Consider the following 17,335-nt stretch of genomic DNA (forward strand, 5'->3'; position numbering starts at 1 on the left):
GGGAGGTCTGAGGGGATGAGAGGCGAGCGGACAGATATGTCCCGAGCGAATTGCGCAATTAAGCGAAATATGCGCGGTTTGGACGTCGTTTTTGTGCGGCGGACGACGCGCCCATTACGGACCAAATCGCAGCCGAAACCACAAACACACGTAAGCCGATGCTCGCCGCACCTGCCCTGCCAATCAGACGAATAAGAGGATTAAATACGCATGACGCAGTTCATCAACAAAAGGGAAAAACTGGTCACCGATGCGATCGATGGGCTGCTGGCGAGTTCGGGAGGGGCGCTTGAGCGTCTCGACGGGTATCCTCACATCAAGGTTGTCTGTCGTGCAGACTGGGATAAATCGCACGTCGCGTTGATCTCAGGTGGCGGCTCGGGCCATGAACCTGCGCATGCCGGTTTTGTCGGGCGTGGCATGTTAACGGCCGCTGTGTGCGGCGAGGTTTTTGCCTCGCCTTCCGTGGATGCGGTGCTTGCCGGTATTATTGCCGTGACCGGCACTGCGGGATGCCTTTTGATCGTCAAGAACTACACAGGCGACCGGCTTAATTTCGGGCTGGCGGCAGAACGCGCCCGTGCTCTTGGTTTGGTGGTCTCGATGGTCGTTGTCGGCGACGACATCGCGTTGCCTGACTTACCACAGCCGCGCGGCGTCGCAGGCACGTTGTTTGTCCACAAAATTGCGGGGGCCATGGCTGAACAGGGTGCCACGCTCACCGAGATCACCAAAGCCGCGCAAACCGCCATCGACTCCATGGCGTCTATCGGCATGTCGCTGGATACATGCACAGTTCCCGGCGCGCGCAAGGAAAACCGCATCGCCACGGGCATGGCGGAGCTTGGCCTCGGCATTCACGGCGAACCCGGCGTGCAACAAGTTGCCTTTGAGGATGCGGGCACCGCCATGGATATGGTGCTTGATAAGCTGGCCCCGCGGATCACCGGCGGGGACCATGTTGCGATCCTGAATAACCTTGGTGCCACGACACCGCTTGAGATGAGCGTGCTGGCCAATGCCCTGACGACATCGGACAAGGCCAAGAACATCAAACACATTATCGGTCCTGCCCCGCTGATGACATCACTCGACATGCATGGGTTTTCCGTATCCGTCTTGCCTGTCGATGACACAACCCTTTCTTATCTGAGGGATCCGGTCGACATGGCTGACTGGCCACAGATGCAAACCATCAGCGCACCCAAGGTCGCTCTTTTGCCCGATGGGCTTCGCCCTGTTCAGCCCGCTGCGTCCCGAAATGAAGATACACGCAATCTGCTGGACCACGCCTGCGATCTGTTGATTGCAAGCGAAGCCGAGTTGAACGCACTGGATGCAAAATCAGGGGATGGTGACACAGGCAGCACGCTGGCCACCGCCGCGCACGATCTCAAAGGCGCACTGGACCGCTTGCCGCTGGCCGATCCGGCGCAGCTTTTCCGGGCGATCAGCAATGAACTCAGCCAGACGATGGGTGGATCTTCGGGCGTCATCCTTGCCATTTTCTTCGGCGCTGCAGGTGATGCCTCGGCCAATGGTCTGCCACCCACCCAAGCGCTGCTTTCCGCATTGGAACGGATCAGCCAGGTCGGCGGCGCGCGCAAAGGCGACCGGACGATGATCGACGCGTTGGAGCCAGCCCTGCACGCCCTGCACAACGGGATCGCAGCCGCCGCAACAGCAGCGCGCAAAGGGGCCAGTGAAACGGCAAGGATCGGACAGGCCAAAGCGGGACGCGCGTCCTATGTGCCCGAGGAAAACCTGATCGGGCACAACGATCCGGGCGCGGAAGCCGTAGCACGGTTATTCGAGGGTCTGGCAACCATCACGTAAGCATGCAATTAATTTGGTCGATATCGGTGCAGGTCACGCAAAGCGCTCGCAATGTGGATGGGTATCCCCACGCGCCGGACACGAAAAACGCCACTAAGAGCGATATCACAGCCGGGAGGAACAGACATGAAAACAATCAAGGGACCTGCCCTTTTTCTGGCGCAGTTTGCAGGTGACGAAGCGCCTTTCAACTCATGGGGTGCGATCACCAAATGGGCGGCAGACTGCGGCTATAAGGGCGTGCAGGTACCCAGTTGGGATGCACGCCTGTTTGATCTGTCAACCGCCGCCACAAGCAAGGACTACTGCGATACATTCAAGGGCGAAGCGGTCGAAAATGGGATCGAAGTGACCGAGCTTTCGACCCATCTGCAAGGGCAACTGGTCGCTGTTCACCCCGCATATAACGCAGGCTTTGACGGATTTGCGGACCCATCGGTGCATGGCAATCCTGAGGCGCGTCAGGCATGGGCGGTCGATCAGGTTAAAAAGGCGATTTCTGCCTCAGCCAACCTTGGCATCAAAAACCATGTGACTTTTTCCGGCGCTCTGGCGTGGCCTTACATCTATCCATGGCCGCAACGCCCCGCCGGTCTGATTGATACCGCGTTTGATGAACTCGCCCGGCGCTGGCGACCCATTCTGGATCATGCCGAAGATCACGACGTCAACATCTGCTACGAAATCCACCCCGGCGAAGACTTGCACGATGGCGTCACCTTCGAGATGTTTCTGGAGCGCGTCGATAATCATACCCGGTGCAATATGCTCTATGATCCGTCCCATTATGTGCTGCAGTGCCTTGATTACCTTGACAACATCGACATCTACAAAGACCGTATCAAGATGTTTCACGTCAAAGACGCAGAGTTCAATCCGACAGGGCGGCAGTGTGTCTATTCCGGATACCAGCCCTGGGTTGATCGCGCGGGACGGTTTCGTTCGCTCGGTGACGGGCAGGTCGATTTTGGTGCAATATTTTCGAAAATGGCCGCAAACGATTTTGACGGATGGGCGGTTGTTGAATGGGAATGCTGCCTGAAACACCCTGAGGATGGCGCGCGCGAAGGCGCACAATTCGTGAAAGATCATATCATTCGGGTCACGGAACGCGCCTTTGACGACTTCGCGGATGGCGGCGCGGATGAAACTGCAAATCGCAGAATGTTAGGAATTGAATAATATGGCAAAGATCAAACTTGGTATGGTTGGCGGCGGAAATGACGCGTTTATTGGCGCGGTTCACCGGATTGCTGCGCGCATTGATGATCGCTACGAACTGGTGGCGGGTGCTTTGTCGTCCACGCCGGAAAAGTCGCAAGCCTCGGGCAAAGCCATCGGATTGGCGCGCATATATGATGATTTCAAACAGATGGCGATCCGTGAGGCGCGGCTGAAGAACGGCATCGACGCGGTGGCAATCGTGACCCCCAACCATGTGCACTATGCCGCCGCGCGCGAGTTTCTCAAACGTGGCATTCACGTCATTTGCGACAAGCCGCTGACCTCTTCGCTGGCGGATGCCAAAAAGATGGTCAAAGCCGCCGAAACCTCGGATGCGCTGTTTATTCTGACGCACAATTACACCGGCTATCCGATGGTGCGTCAGGCCCGCGAGATGATCACCGGCGGTCAGATTGGCAAAGTGCGCGTGGTACAGGTGGAATACCCGCAGGACTGGCTGACGGTCGAGCAGGATTTCAAACAGGCAAACTGGCGCACTGATCCCGCGCAATCCGGCGCGGGCGGTTCAACCGGCGACATCGGCACCCATGCGCATAACCTCGCGCGGTTCATGACCGGTCTTGAGGTCGACAGCCTCGCCGCGGACCTTGATGCATTCGTGCCCGGGCGGCAGGTCGATGACAACGGCCATGTGATGCTGCGCTTTGAAGGTGGGGCCAAGGGGATGCTGTGGTGCAGTCAGGTGGCGCCGGGCAATGAAAACGCGCTGCGCATCCGCGTTTACGGTGAAACCGGCGGTCTGGAATGGGCGCAGGAAGATCCCAATTACCTCTGGCACACACCTTTCGGCGAACCAAAACGGCTTTTGACGCGCAACGGTGCCGGAACCGGAGACGCCGCCGCCCGGATGAGCCGCGTGCCCCCCGGCCACCCCGAGGGATACCTCGAAGGATTTGCCAATATCTACACCGAAGCGGCCAATGCGATTGAAGCCCACCGCGATGGTTCAAAGGCGGACGCAGCGGTGATCTACCCGACGGTGATGGATGGGTTGCGCGGTGTCGAGTTTGTCGACGCCTGCGTGCGGTCTTCCGCGCGCAATGCGGCCTGGGTCAAGCTGAGGTAGCACCGTGACATTCATTGGTCTGGACCTCGGCACCTCATCGCTCAAGGCGATCCTGATAGACGCACAACAGAACATCCTGTCCGAACACGCTGTTCCCCTGAGCGTGGAGCGCCGGCAGGATGGATGGTCCGAACAGGACCCGCAAAGCTGGTGCGATGCTACCATCGAAGCGCTGACGGCTTTGGCAGCACACCCGGCCTGCGGCGAGGTTATGGGTATTGGCCTGTCGGGCCATATGCATGGCGCAACGCTGATCGGGGCAGATGATGCTCCCCTGCGGCCCTGTATGCTGTGGAACGACACGCGCAGCCACGTCGAGGCCGCAGGCATGGACGCCAACCCGCAATTTCGCGACATCAGTGGCAACATCGTCTTTCCCGGCTTTACCGCACCCAAGGTCGAATGGGTCCGCCGCAATGAGCCGCATGTGTTCGATCAGACCGCCAAAGTCCTGCTGCCCAAAGACTACCTGCGCCTGTTCCTGACCGGCGAATATGTCTCGGAGATGTCGGATGCGGCGGGCACGGCGTGGTTTGACACCGGGAAACGGGACTGGTCGGATGCGCTGCTCTCTGAATGCGGCCTGACACGCGCGCAGATGCCCGCGCTGGTCGAAGGGTCCGCCCCGTCAGGCACATTGCGCAAGGAGCTTGCCGCGCAGACGGGCGTCCCGCAATGCACCGTCGCGGGCGGGGCCGGTGACAATGCCGCCGCCGCGATCGGCGCGGGCGTTGTCACGGAAGGCTCTGCGTTTTTATCGCTGGGCACGTCGGGGGTTCTTTTTGCCGCCAACGCGGGCTACCGCCCTGCCCCGGCCTCTGCGGTTCACACATTTTGTCATGCGCTGCCCGACACGTGGCACCAGATGGGCGTGATCCTCGCGGCAACTGACGCTTTGGAATGGCTTGCCCGGCTCACGGGTCAGAGTGCAGCGGCGTTGACCCACGACCTTGGTGACGTTCGCGCCCCTGAAAAGACGCTGTTTCTGCCCTATCTGGGCGGGGAGCGGACACCGCATAATGACGCGCAAATCCGTGGACAGTTCCTGCATCTTGATCACGCGACCGACGCCAAGGCCGCCGCCCGCGCCGTCCTGCAAGGTGTCAGCTTTGCCTTTGCCGATTGCAAGGACGCGCTGCATGCCACGGGCACGGAAGTCACACGCGCGCTGGCGCTTGGCGGGGGGGCCAAATCCGATCACTGGGTCGCGATGCTGGCCACGACATTGAACATCACGCTCGATGTACCCAAAGACGGTGATTTCGGCGCGGCATTGGGGGCTGCACGATTGGCGATGATGGCCAGCGCGGGCGCGGACATTGCATCGCAGCCGCCCATCTCCCGCAGCGTTGATCCTGACCCTGCCCTGCACTCTGCCATGGCGGATGCGCATGCACGCTACAAACACGCATATACACTTCTGAAGGACCTTTGATTCATGACCGATTTCTTCAAGGACATTCCCGCCATTCGCTATGAAGGACCCGATACCGGGAACGAATTTGCGTTCCGGCACTACAATCCGGATGAAGTCGTGATGGGCAAGACGCTCAAGGATCACTTGCGGTTTGCCTGCGCCTACTGGCACAGCTTTGCATGGCCGGGCGGCGACCCCTTTGGCGGGCAGACGTTTGAGCGTCCATGGTTCGGGGATACGATGGACCTCGCGAAGCTCAAGGCGGACGTCGCCTTTGACATGTTTGAGCGTCTGGGCGTGCCCTATTTCTGTTTTCACGATGCAGACGTGCGCCCCGAAGGCGACACCTTTGCCAAAAGCACCCGCAATCTCGAAGAAATCACCGACTATTTCGCCGAAAAAATGGACGCAACAGGCGTCAAACTGCTGTGGGGGACAGCCAATCTGTTCTCACATCGCCGTTTCATGGCCGGGGCGGCGACCAATCCCGACCCCGAAGTCTTTGCCTATTCCGCCGCGACGATCAAATCCTGCATGGATGCGACCCTGAAACTGGGCGGCGAGAACTATGTGCTCTGGGGCGGGCGTGAAGGCTATGAAACACTGCTGAACACCGACATGGCCCGCGAACGCGCGCAGGCAGGCCGAATGTTGCAAATGGTGGTCGATTACAAACACAAGACTGGTTTTGCAGGCACCATCCTGATCGAACCCAAACCGCAGGAACCGACGAAACACCAGTATGATTACGATGTCGCGACGGTCTATGGCTTCCTCAAGGATTTCGGTTTGGAAGATGAGGTCAAAGTCAATATTGAGCAGGGGCACGCCATTCTTGCAGGCCATAGTTTTGAGCACGAGCTTGCACTGGCACGGGCACTGGGGATTTTCGGCTCGATTGACATGAACCGGAATGACTACCAATCGGGGTGGGATACCGATCAGTTCCCAAACAACGTTCCCGAGATGGCGCTTGCCTATTACGAAGTTCTGCGTGCCGGGGGCTTCGACACTGGGGGCACCAATTTTGATGCCAAGCTGCGACGACAATCGCTGGACCCGGCGGATCTGATCCTTGCGCATGTGGGTGGTATGGATGCCTGCGCTGCCGGACTTAAAGCCGCCGCGGCAATGCTCGAGGATGGTCAGCTAGAGGCGGCCCGTGAGGCGCGCTATGCGGGCTGGTCGGAAGATTTGGGGCAAAAGCTGCTGACCTCTGATCTGGCAGAGATCTCTGATCTGGTGACCGCACAAGGCATTGACCCACAACCACGTTCAGGTCGGCAGGAACGGCTCGAAAATCTGGTCAACAAATACCTTTAACGCGCTGTGGCGACCTTCAACACGCGCCATTGTGGCCGGAAAACCCGGGCACAACACTCTCCTGCTCGGAGTTCACACATGTTCCGGGCGGTCGTTTCGGGACCTATTCGACCAGCGCGGGGCGTTAACCCGTCGCGGCACTGGAAGGGGTTTTTGTAAACAGATCTTTATAGCGCGCGCGCAATTCGTTCTTTTGCACCTTGCCCATCGTGTTGCGGGGCAGTTCCGGCACAATGATCATCTTCTGCGGATTTTTGAACCGCGCCAGCGCCTGCCTGACGGCCTGTTCGATTTGCGACAGATCCGGCGTGGCCTCCGGGACGGGCACCAGCACAGCAACGACCGTTTCGCCGAAATCCGGATGTGGCACGCCGATCACAGCGCTTTCCAGCACGCCGGGCTGTTCATCAAGCACCAGTTCAATCTCTTTGGGATAGATATTGTATCCGCCCGAAATAATCAGGTCCTTGTTGCGCCCGACGATCTGCAAATACCCGTCTGCATCAAACCGACCCAAATCTCCGGTAATGAAAAACCCGTCTTTTCGTAATTCTTCGGCAGTTTTCTCGGGCATCTGCCAATAGCCTTTGAAAACATTGGGCCCGCGCACTTCCACATCGCCGATCTCGCCCTGTGGCAGCGCAACGCCTGTGCTTGCATCCGTGACACGAACCTCCACGCCCGGAAGCACAACACCAACGGTGCCTGCACGCCTATCCCCGTCATAGGGATTTGACGTGTTCATATTCGTCTCCGTCATGCCATAACGCTCAAGGATACGGTGGCCGGTGCGCTCTTCGAAAGCGGTATGCGTATCTGCCAGCAACGGTGCGCTGCCCGACACGAACAGGCGCATGTGTTTTGTCAGTGCCCGTGTGAAACGGTCATCGCTCAAAAGACGGGTGTAGAACGTCGGAACACCCATCATTGTGCTCGCCTGCGGCATCAGTCGGATCATCTCATCAAGATCAAACTTTGGCAGAAAGATCATCTCCCCCCCCGCCAGCAATGTGATGTTCGTCGCCACGAAAAGACCATGCGTGTGAAAGATCGGCAAGGCATGCAACAGGACATCCTGATCAGAAAACCGCCAGAAATCGGTCAGCGTCTGCGTGTTCGACAGCAGGTTTTCCTGTGTCAACATCGCCCCCTTGGAGCGACCTGTAGTGCCCGACGTATACAAAAACGCCGCCAGATCATCCGATGACCGGTCGACCGTTTCGAAGGCTTCGGACATGTCTTTGGCCATATCTGTGAAACTGCCTGTGCCATCCGCGTTCAGGGTTTCCAATCGCGCGTCTGCCTGTGCAGCAACGGCCGTGAGGTCCTCGCGTTTGCTGTCGTCGCAGAGCAACAAGCGCGCACCACTGTTTGCGACAAAATAGGCAAGCTCTGTTGCTCTATACCCCGTATTGAGGGGCAAAAAGATGATACCTGCCCGCACGCAAGCGGCATAGACCGCAAGCGCTTGCGGCGACTTTTCGACCTGAACCGCGAGCCTGTCGCCCGGTTTCAGGCCAATGTCGGAAATGACATTTGCGAACCGCCCCGCCATCGCCACAAACGCACCATGGCTTATTATCTGGCCATCAGGCAGCCTCAGAAACACTGTCTCAGCGCCGTGGTATTGCCCAAAAACTGCGTCATAAAGAGGGTTTGCCATGCTCAGTCTCCTGCCGGTTGCACCGGTGTCTTTTGCGCCAGATTTACCACATCCTTTGATGCGGCAACGCGCTGTTGTCCCACAAAGCTTTCGTGGTTCTGAGGGATTTGTGCAAGATCGTAGCAGTAATTCACCATTGCCCCCCCAGATTGCCGAAGCCCGTTTTCCGACGTGTCCGCTTCAGCATGGACTGCGTGGATATAGGCGCCATTTCCCAAATGAAATCGCGCCACCGGATCAAGGGGCAATCCATCGGCGCGTTTGACCTGCGTCAGGTAGCAGGACGCAAGGGAGCGGACCTCTTCAGGATCACCAGCCAAAGACAACCCCGCCCCCTCCGCCCAGGCCCTCAAACCGGGGATCGGGGACAAGGTCACAAACTGACGGACCTGTGGAAACTCGCGCGCAAGATCCGCGACAACCTGCTTGATCAACGAATTCCCGAACGAAATTCCTGCAAGGCCGGGCTGACAGTTTGAAATCGAATAAAACACCGCCGTATCCGTGTCATGCGCTGCCAGTTCTTCGCGTGTGTCTGACAAGAGGTGCTGGATGGAGTGCGGCACACCTTTGGTCAAAGCGACTTCGACGAAGATCAGCGGTTCATCCCCCATGGCGGGATGGAAAAACGCAAAGCAACGCCGGTCCTCGGGCTGCATCCTGCGCCGTAAGTCCTCCCAACTCTCGATCATATGAACCGCCTCATAAGCGATGATCTTTTCAAGGATCGCCGCCGGGCTGTTCCAGTTGATCGGGCGCAACATCAGAAAACCAAGGTTGAACCACGAGGCAAACAAGTGCTTGAAATCCACATCAAGCGGCGCAAGTCGCGGATGGTTAGGCATCATTGCCAGCAAGTCGGCGCGCATCGCGACCAGATCCCGGGTCGCATCTTCTATCCGGTTCAGGCGACGGATCAGTTCCTGACGGCGTGGCTCACTGGCGGCTGAAAACTCTTTGTATGTCGATCTTGACGGATGCGCCTGATAGGATTCAAGCGCCCGAAACACCTCTTGCGGTGAGATACCCAACCCGTCGCACAAAAAGTGGAAAAACGCGCCTTTCTCGGATGCATCCATCTCGCCATAGCGCTCCAACACGCAACGCGCCAGACTGCCCCCGGAGATTTCGCCGCGACTGCCCAACAACGCCTCACAGAGTTCATTTATCGGACGATCATCCGATTGCCCCGCCAGAAAACTTGAGTACCGGCGATCAAATACATTTGAAATCAGATCGCCAAAATACCTCACAGCGCTTGCCCCATGACAGCATCCGGCAACCATGTGGCAATGCCAGGAAAGACGCAAAGCAACAGAATTGCAATCACCATGCAGGCCACGAAGGGCAATGATCCCTTCAGGATTGTCTTGAGCGAAATATCCGGCGCGATCCCATTGATCACATAGAGATTGAGGCCGACGGGCGGCGAGATCAGGCCAATCTCCATATTGATGGTCAAGATGACCGCGAACCATATGGGATCGAACCCTGCGGTCGTTATGATCGGCAGCAAGATCGGGGCTGCCATCAGAATCACGGCCACGGGCGGCAGAAAGAACCCGGCAATCAGCAGGAACACGTTCACGGCCCCCATAAGCACCCACCGGTTTACATCAAGCGTCGCGATCCATTCCGCAATGGATTGCGTGATGTAAAGGCTGGACAGCATATAGGAGAAAACGCCCGCTGCCGCGATAATGAAGAGGATCATCACGCTTTCTTTGGTGCTGTCGCGCAAAACCAGCCAGAGATCTTTGGGGTTCCAGAGTTTGTAGATGATCATCGCAATCAGCAGGCACAAAAGCGCCCCGACTGCCGCTGTTTCGGACGGTGTCGCAATCCCGCCGTACATTGCATAAAGCACGCCAACGATGATCGCCAGAAAGGGCAAGACGCGCGGCAAGATCTCAAATTTCTGTTTCCATGTGTAGGTCGTTGAGGCCAGCAAGGCCCGGTCCCCGTATTTCCATGTCGAATAGAGCGACCACGCCATGAACAAGCTGACCAGCAACAAGCCGGGGAAGACACCAGCCAGAAAAAGACGACCAATGGATGTTTCGGTCGCGATGCCATAGACAATCATTGTGACCGATGGCGGGATCAGAATGCCCAGCGTGCCGCCTGCAGCGATGGAGCCCGCAGCCACGCCATCTGGATAGCCGCGTTTGCGCATCTCAGGGATGCCCATCTTGCCGATTGCCGCACATGTGGCGGGGCTTGATCCCGACATTGCGGCAAAGAGCGCGCAGGCCCCCAGGTTTGAAATCACAAGTCCGCCGGGCACGCGCGTCAGCCACCGTTCCAACGCCTCGTATAAATCCGCGCCTGCACGGGTGGAGGCAATGGACGCCCCCATGATGATGAACATCGGGATAGACAGAAGCGCAAAGTTGTCGAGTTTCCCGAACAGGATTTCGGGCAAAAGCTCCAAAGATCGCAAGCCATCAAAGACCAATAAAAACCCTGTCGAAACGATCAACAAGCCGAGGCCCACAGAGACGCCGGAAAAGAGGACGAGTATCGTGGATATCGCAACGATACCCCCTAGAACAAGCGGATCCATCAGCTGTCCTCCAGCCCAAAGGGCGTATCAATTTTCAAAATAACGGCGACAAGATCAGCGATGAGTTGCAACAGGAACAAGCCAAACCCGACAGGCAGCGCCAGATAGGGTATCCACAGCCGAACACCCCAAACCGTATCCGATTTCCAGTTCCGCTCGTAGGTGAGGTGCCAATGCTCAAACCCATAGTACAGCAGCACGGCCACCATCGCGATCGATACCGACAGCGTCACAATACACAGATAATATCGCGCTTTCTTTGGCAGGGCCAACGGCACCAGATCGACGTTCACATGCCCGCGCAAGTGCTGCACGTAGGGTAATCCCACCAGAGTTGCGCCGATGGCAAGATAGACAACCGCTTCGGTCTGCCAGACGGTTGATCCATTGAGCACAAAGCGCACAAAAATCATCTGACAGGTGATCCCGACCGCCGCGACAATCATACCCGCTGAGCACCAACCCGCGACTGTAGAGAGCGCTGCAACGACACGCAGGAACCGATTGTTGCCTGAGCGCGCCGCGGACACTGAGCTTTGAGCAGCCATTCCGCACGTCCTTTTTGATAGATCAAACGGTGACCCCTTGATCAGGGATCACCGGCAGGTTGGGAATTACTCGACGGAAAGCGCCATATCGAGCAAGGCCTGACCATCGGGCACCTCGTCTACAAAGGCTTTGTAGGAGGTTTCCTGCGCAAGCGCGCGCCATGCTTCGAAATCCTCAGTGGACATTTCAGCAATTTCAACGCCTGCTGCCTTAAAGACGTCTACCGATGCGGCGTCCTGTTTTTTGGCTTCAGCCAGATAGAACGCTTCGGCTTTTTCCGCGCCTGCCAGAAGTGCAGCCTGCTGCGCTTCATTCAACCCGTCAAAGGTGGATTTGTTCATCAGCAACGGCTGGTACATGAACCACAAGGCCACATCACCTGCGGGTGTGTAACAGGCGACCTGCTCATAAATCCGGTAGGATACAAAAGACGAAGACGACGTATTTGCAGCATTCAGAATGCCCGTCTGCATGGCATTGTAGATTTCCGAAGAAGCCATGGACGTAATCGAAGCCCCTGCCCCGGCGAGCATTTGCTCAAACGCCTTGCCCGCCGCACGTGTTTGCATGCCCTCAATATCGGATGGACCAGTGATGCATTTGTCTTTGCCGACAAAACCACCCGCCAGATAGCCATGCACCAGAACCATAACGTCATCGTCTGCCAGCTTGGCTTCGAGCGCTTCCATGAAGGGTGACGCGCTCAATCTGGCCGCATGGTCGTGGTTTTTCACAAGTCCGGGCATCAAGGTGAGGTTAAAGGCAGGTTGTTGCCCGCCCGCATAGCTGAGCGGCAGAACCGTCATATCCAACTGACCCCGGCTGAGCGGGCGATACTGCTCGCGCGGCTTGAACAGAGACTTTGATCCAAAGATTTTAATCTCCAGATCCACATCAGCGGCCGCGACCTCGTCTGCCACGATCTGCGCAACCTGATGGCGCACATCCTTGTTGGACCATTGGTGCGACAGCCGAAGCTCTGTTGCAAACGCGGCAGACGACAACCCCATCAGCGCGACTGCAGCAGCAGTCGCAAAAAATTTCGATTTCATAAATTCCTCCCAGATTATCTGGCTCGTACGATGGCCATGATGCCTTTTGTGTTCCACGCTTTGCATGCGCAGTCAACTTTTTTGTATACAAGATAAAAATTATTGTATTCTACTGCCGTTGTCCCTACCCTGCAATTTATGGAAACCAGACGCGCCGACCAAATCGCCCACAGCATTGAACAACTTGTATTCGTTGGGGAATTCAAGAATGGGGAGCGTCTGGACGAAATTCGGCTGGCACAGCAGTTCAGCGTCTCACGCACACCCATTCGCGAAGCCCTCCAACGGCTGGTGCTGTCGGGCATGGCAGAGCAGATTCCCCGACGCGGTGTCTTTGTGCGCAAACCAGACGCGGTTGAGCTCATGGACATGTTCGAGACAATGGCCGAGCTAGAGGCCGCCTGCGGGCGCTTTGCCGCGATGCGTATTACGGACGATGGGCTCAAGGCGCTGGAAGCGGCCAACCGCCGCTGTCACAGTGCGATCGATGCACAGGACGCAGCACTTTACTATGACGAGAACGAGACGTTTCACCGCGAGATATACAAAGGCTGCGCGAATGGCTTTCTTGAAAAGGAGGCGTTGCGGCTGCAAAACCGCCTCAAACCCTATCGCCGGATGCAATTGAAGTTCCGCGGACGCTTAAAGCAGTCGATGTCGGAACATGATGAAATCGTCAATGCGATCAAAGAAGGCGATGAAACCCGAGCAGGAACGATACTAAGGCAACATGTGGCCGTGCAGGGTGAAAAGTTTCATCAGTTAATCGCGAACTTAAACAACTGATAGCGTGTCGGCGGATTTGCGGCCCGCTGAGACAAGCGGGCCGCTGTGTTGCTCACGACAGATGGTGCACATCTTGCAAGCCATAGACCGGTGTTTCAATTCCCTCCATTCGAGCTTTGATCTGCAACGACAAAAACTGCGAATAATGTCTGGACTGGTGCAGGTTACCGCCGTGAAACCAGAGGTTTTCCTGTTGGGTCGGTTTCCACATATTGCGTTGTTCCCCTTCCCAGGGTCCGGGATCTTTGGTTGTGTCAGACCCAAGGCCCCAGACTTTACCAACCCTGTCGGACATCTCCTGCCCCATCAGATCGGCAACCCAACCATTCATGGAATTATAACCTGTCGCATAAACGATCAGATCTGCCTCAAGTTTTTGACCAGTGTCGAGGATCACGCCATCCTCAACCACCTCTGTGACCTGCCCATGTGCCAGTTTGATTTCGCCATCAATGATCAGCTGGCTTGCGCCGACATCAATATAATAGCCAGACCCGCGACGCAGGTATTTCATGAAGAGACCTGAGTCGTCATCGCCCCAATCGAGCTGAAACCCGGCCTTTTCCAACCCGTCATAGAACTCTTTATCCTGCTCTTTCATCTGCGCGTAGGCGGGTATCTGAAACTCATGCAGGATCGCATAAGGCAGTGAGGCAAAGATCAGATCCGCCTTTTCGGTGGTCATACCGTTGCGCACGGCCTCTTCTGAATAAAGCGCGCCGAGGCCCACCTCCATCAGGGTTTCAGAGCGCACGATATGCGTCGATGAGCGCTGCACCATCGTGACATCCACGTCGTTTTCCCAAAGGGCTGCGCAAATATCATGCGCTGAATTGTTGGACCCGATGACGACAGCCTTCTTGCCCGCCCATTGGTCCGGCCCGTCATGTTCAGAGGAGTGTTGCTGCACGCCTTTGAATGTATCCATTCCCGGAAAATTCGGCATTCGTTTTTTGCCAGACATGCCGGTCGCCATCACGAGTTGCTTGGGCTTCAGAGTGACCTGTTCGCCGTCACGGTCAACCACAACTGTCCATTCCTGCGTCGCCTCGTCATAGCTTGCCGACTTGGCCCAGGTTTTGGTCCAGTAGTTCAACTCCATGACCTTGGTGTACATTTCCAGCCAGTCGCCAATCTTGTCCTTGGGCGCAAACACCGGCCAGTTGTCAGGAAACTTGAGGTAGGGCAGATGATCATACCAGACCGGGTCATGCAGACAGAGCGATTTGTAGCGGTTGCGCCAGCTATCCCCGGCTCGTTCGTTCCCCTCCACGATGATCGTTGGCACCCCAAGCTGGCGCAGGCGCGCGCCCATGGCGATGCCACCCTGTCCGCCCCCGATAATCAGGCAGTAGGGTTGCTCACTATAGCCTAATTCCGCCAACTCTCTTTCGCGGTCTTCCTGCCAAGTGCTACGATTTTTGCCCGCGCCATGCTTGGCGCCCAGCGGCCGGTCAAATCCCTTTGGCTCTTCATAGCCTTTCAACTCGACCATCGTCGTCAGCAGCGTCCAGATTTTCCCCTCCCGCAGCCGTACCATTCCGTAGCCGCGCGCAACTTCGGTTTCAAACTGGATCCACGCGGTCGTCACGCCACCCTCTTCGGTCGGGACCTCACCATCTGCGATCTGCCAATTGCATGGCTTGGTGGTCGCAAGCTGATGCTTGAGCATGTCTTCAACCTGATCTTTGCCTTCGACCGTTTTGATGTTCCATGTAAAGGTCACGAGATCGCGCCAATAACAATCCTGTGCAAACATCTCCTTTGCGGCAGCAATATCCCCGCTTTCCAGCGCTTTGCCGAATTGGTCCAGAAATGCCTGTGTTTGGTCTTCAACCGTTGAATCGAGCATGTCGTCCTCCCTTAGCTCTTGAATCTTGCCTGAAACCTGCCGGTGATGGTGACAGGATGCCAGTGCAATTGATATGTCGCGGTGGCGTAAAACCTCTTGGCGCCCACAGATGTTGCGCGCGCAACAAAACGCAACTGATACGCCATGCCTATGCAGGCGGCGACAGACCCGCCTTGCGGATGCGGCGCAAAACGGTTGAACGGTTCACCCCCATACGGCGTGCCGCACGCGACATGTTCCATCCACAGGCATCCAGAAGCGCTTCAAGGGCTGCATCACTTTGCGTATCTGACTTTTGGGTTCCTTGCGGCATGGGCAGATCTGGCAAATCGATCACATTGCTTTCGGCAACGGCTGCCGCCACATCCATCACACTCTCCAACTCTCTGATGTTGCCCGGCCATGGACGACCTGCAAGCTCCGCCCGCGCCGCCGCAGAAAGACTGAGGTCCTTTGCCGTATGTCTCCGCAACACGCGGTCGATCAGCCAGTCAATATCATGACGCAAGCGCAACGGAGGCAGGATCATCACATCCCCGGCCAGCCGGTAAAACAAGTCCGCCCGAAATCCCCCCGGCCGGTCATCTGCGCGCAGATCCGTTTGGCACGATGAAATCACCCTGAAGTCCGTTCGCTGTTCAATCAGTTCCAAAAGGGCCGACTGCGCGGTGGGGTCCAACTCGTCCACACCCTTAAGAAACAGCGTTCCAGACGGTGCCGTCTGCAGCGACTGCCACGTGTCGGAGCCTACCGCTGTGCATCGCACGACATGCAAGGCACGACCCTGTGCTGCGCAAACGTGGATGGCTCTCGCGAACCTCTCTTTGCCCGTGCCTGTCTCGCCTTGCAATATCAGCGGCACCTGTGTTGGTGCCAGACGCGCGGCACGGCGCTGCAACCGGTTCAGCGCCGGATCTGCACCGGCTAAATTGGCCAGAGGCGCAGGTATATCCAAGGCTGAACGATGCGGCGCGACGCGCGCCTGTTGCGGCGCAATCGCATGCCCATAGAGGCCACGCCCGTCCTTGAGCCGCAAGACGCGTTCTTCTGCGGGTCGCCCGCGCATCAAATCAGGCAGATCATCCACCGACATATCAAGCAAAGCATCAATGCGCTTGCCGATCAGCCCGTCGCCGGTATCCGGCAGCAGCAGGGTCCCGGCGGCATGTGTCATGCCAATGATCCGACCTGACCCATCCAAGGCGACCGCCGCCTCGGGGTCCACTTCAAGAAACTCAGGTGAGGTGGAAAACCGCAGAACCCAATCCCGCCGGGTCATCGCCATCAGGTTAGCCATTTCAACACGCCGGGCGGAGGCTTTCACGAGGTTCATGGCCAGATTTTGGCTCGACTTTGGCGACGGCGACCGCAAAAGCGACACATCAAGGACCGCACTCAGCTTGCCATGAGCGTCATATATCGGCGCGGCTGTACAAGACAGGGGCGTATGGGCGATCCCAAAGTGATCACTTTGATGAATGGTCACCGCCTCGCCGGTCACCAGACAGGATCCGACACCACAGGTGCCCGCCAGATCCTCCGACCAGTCCGATCCCAGATAAAGACCCGAGCGACGCAGCTCTTCCTCGAACCGCGGATCACCAAATGAATCCACGCAAATGCCCTTGGCATCCGCCAGCAACAATACATAATTCTGCTCAGCCACCTGACGAAAAAGCGACTTGAGACCGGAACGTGCGGTTGCGATCAACCGTTCGGCTTGTTCGCGGTGCAGGCGCAATTCAGTATCCGTTACGATGTGCGCAGCTTCCGCCTTGGCCGGATCAAGACCATAGGTTTCCACACACCGCCGCCAGCTATCCAGAACCAAAGGGTCACGGTGATTGTCACTTGCTCGCCCACTGAGAACCCGGTCGATTTCCCTGATATGCGTCAGATCACTCAACGGCACGCCTCCCTCTCCCCTTGGACGAGGCTACATCAAGGCGATTTGATTTTCGAGTGTTTCGTTTCAGGCCA

The 17,335-nt window shown here is 57.2% G+C and carries 13 protein-coding genes; 6 read left to right on the top strand and 7 right to left on the bottom strand.

What is annotated here, in order from left to right; genetic code table 11:
- Positions 1-210: 210 nt before the first annotated feature.
- From K5Q35_RS15500 to xylA, 5 genes are all read left to right on the top strand, one after another.
- Positions 211-1,836 carry a dihydroxyacetone kinase subunit DhaK gene (locus K5Q35_RS15500; protein ID WP_220800203.1) on the top strand — a complete coding sequence of 542 codons (1,626 nt, stop codon included), beginning with the start codon at positions 211-213 and terminating at the stop codon, positions 1,834-1,836.
- Positions 1,837-1,962: 126 nt separating this feature from the next.
- Positions 1,963-3,018, top strand: coding sequence for a sugar phosphate isomerase/epimerase (locus tag K5Q35_RS15505; protein ID WP_220800204.1), 1,056 nt, complete (start codon positions 1,963-1,965; stop codon positions 3,016-3,018).
- Position 3,019: 1 nt separating this feature from the next.
- A complete protein-coding gene (locus tag K5Q35_RS15510; protein WP_220800205.1) occupies positions 3,020-4,147 on the top strand; it encodes a Gfo/Idh/MocA family protein in 1,128 nt (375 codons plus the stop codon).
- Positions 4,148-4,151: 4 nt separating this feature from the next.
- Complete coding sequence (xylB, locus tag K5Q35_RS15515; protein ID WP_220800206.1) at positions 4,152-5,582, top strand: xylulokinase; 1,431 nt, start codon at positions 4,152-4,154, stop codon at positions 5,580-5,582.
- A gap of 3 nt (positions 5,583-5,585) precedes the next feature.
- The gene (gene xylA, locus K5Q35_RS15520) at positions 5,586-6,887 is read left to right on the top strand and encodes a xylose isomerase (protein ID WP_220800207.1); all 1,302 of its coding nucleotides are present in this window, start codon (positions 5,586-5,588) and stop codon (positions 6,885-6,887) included.
- A gap of 124 nt (positions 6,888-7,011) precedes the next feature.
- Here xylA and K5Q35_RS15525 read toward each other — a convergent pair whose 3' ends face one another.
- The 5 genes from K5Q35_RS15525 to dctP all read right to left on the bottom strand — a co-directional run bounded on the left by K5Q35_RS15525 (position 7,012) and on the right by dctP (position 12,717).
- Entirely contained in the window at positions 7,012-8,550 is a 1,539-nt protein-coding gene (locus K5Q35_RS15525) for a malonyl-CoA synthase (RefSeq protein WP_220800208.1), read from the bottom strand.
- A 2-nt stretch (positions 8,551-8,552) separates the two neighbouring features.
- Positions 8,553-9,803 (bottom strand): malonyl-CoA decarboxylase, encoded by a 1,251-nt coding sequence (locus K5Q35_RS15530; RefSeq protein ID WP_259650553.1) that lies wholly within the window; start codon positions 9,801-9,803, stop codon positions 8,553-8,555.
- A complete protein-coding gene (locus tag K5Q35_RS15535; protein WP_013960694.1) occupies positions 9,800-11,116 on the bottom strand; it encodes a TRAP transporter large permease in 1,317 nt (438 codons plus the stop codon). The genes K5Q35_RS15530 and K5Q35_RS15535 overlap by 4 nt, the downstream gene beginning before the upstream one ends.
- Positions 11,116-11,664: a TRAP transporter small permease gene (locus K5Q35_RS15540; protein WP_013960693.1), complete on the bottom strand. Its 549-nt coding sequence runs from the start codon at positions 11,662-11,664 to the stop codon at positions 11,116-11,118. The genes K5Q35_RS15535 and K5Q35_RS15540 overlap by 1 nt, the downstream gene beginning before the upstream one ends.
- A 66-nt stretch (positions 11,665-11,730) precedes the next feature.
- Positions 11,731-12,717, bottom strand: coding sequence for a TRAP transporter substrate-binding protein DctP (gene dctP, locus K5Q35_RS15545; RefSeq protein ID WP_220800210.1), 987 nt, complete (start codon positions 12,715-12,717; stop codon positions 11,731-11,733).
- A 138-nt stretch (positions 12,718-12,855) separates the two neighbouring features.
- Here dctP and K5Q35_RS15550 point away from each other — a divergent pair, with 138 nt between their 5' ends.
- Positions 12,856-13,503, top strand: a complete 648-nt coding sequence (locus K5Q35_RS15550) for a GntR family transcriptional regulator (RefSeq protein ID WP_220800211.1) — start codon at positions 12,856-12,858, stop codon at positions 13,501-13,503.
- A 52-nt stretch (positions 13,504-13,555) separates the two neighbouring features.
- Here K5Q35_RS15550 and K5Q35_RS15555 read toward each other — a convergent pair whose 3' ends face one another.
- The gene (locus tag K5Q35_RS15555) at positions 13,556-15,355 is read right to left on the bottom strand and encodes an NAD(P)/FAD-dependent oxidoreductase (protein WP_220800212.1); all 1,800 of its coding nucleotides are present in this window, start codon (positions 15,353-15,355) and stop codon (positions 13,556-13,558) included.
- Positions 15,356-15,503: 148 nt separating this feature from the next.
- Positions 15,504-17,261, bottom strand: a complete 1,758-nt coding sequence (locus K5Q35_RS15560; RefSeq protein WP_220800213.1) for a sigma-54-dependent Fis family transcriptional regulator — start codon at positions 17,259-17,261, stop codon at positions 15,504-15,506.
- Positions 17,262-17,335: the final 74 nt, after the last annotated feature.

The organism is Roseobacter sp. OBYS 0001 (assembly GCF_019654895.1).
Taxonomy (GTDB): Bacteria; Pseudomonadota; Alphaproteobacteria; order Rhodobacterales; family Rhodobacteraceae; genus Roseobacter; species Roseobacter litoralis.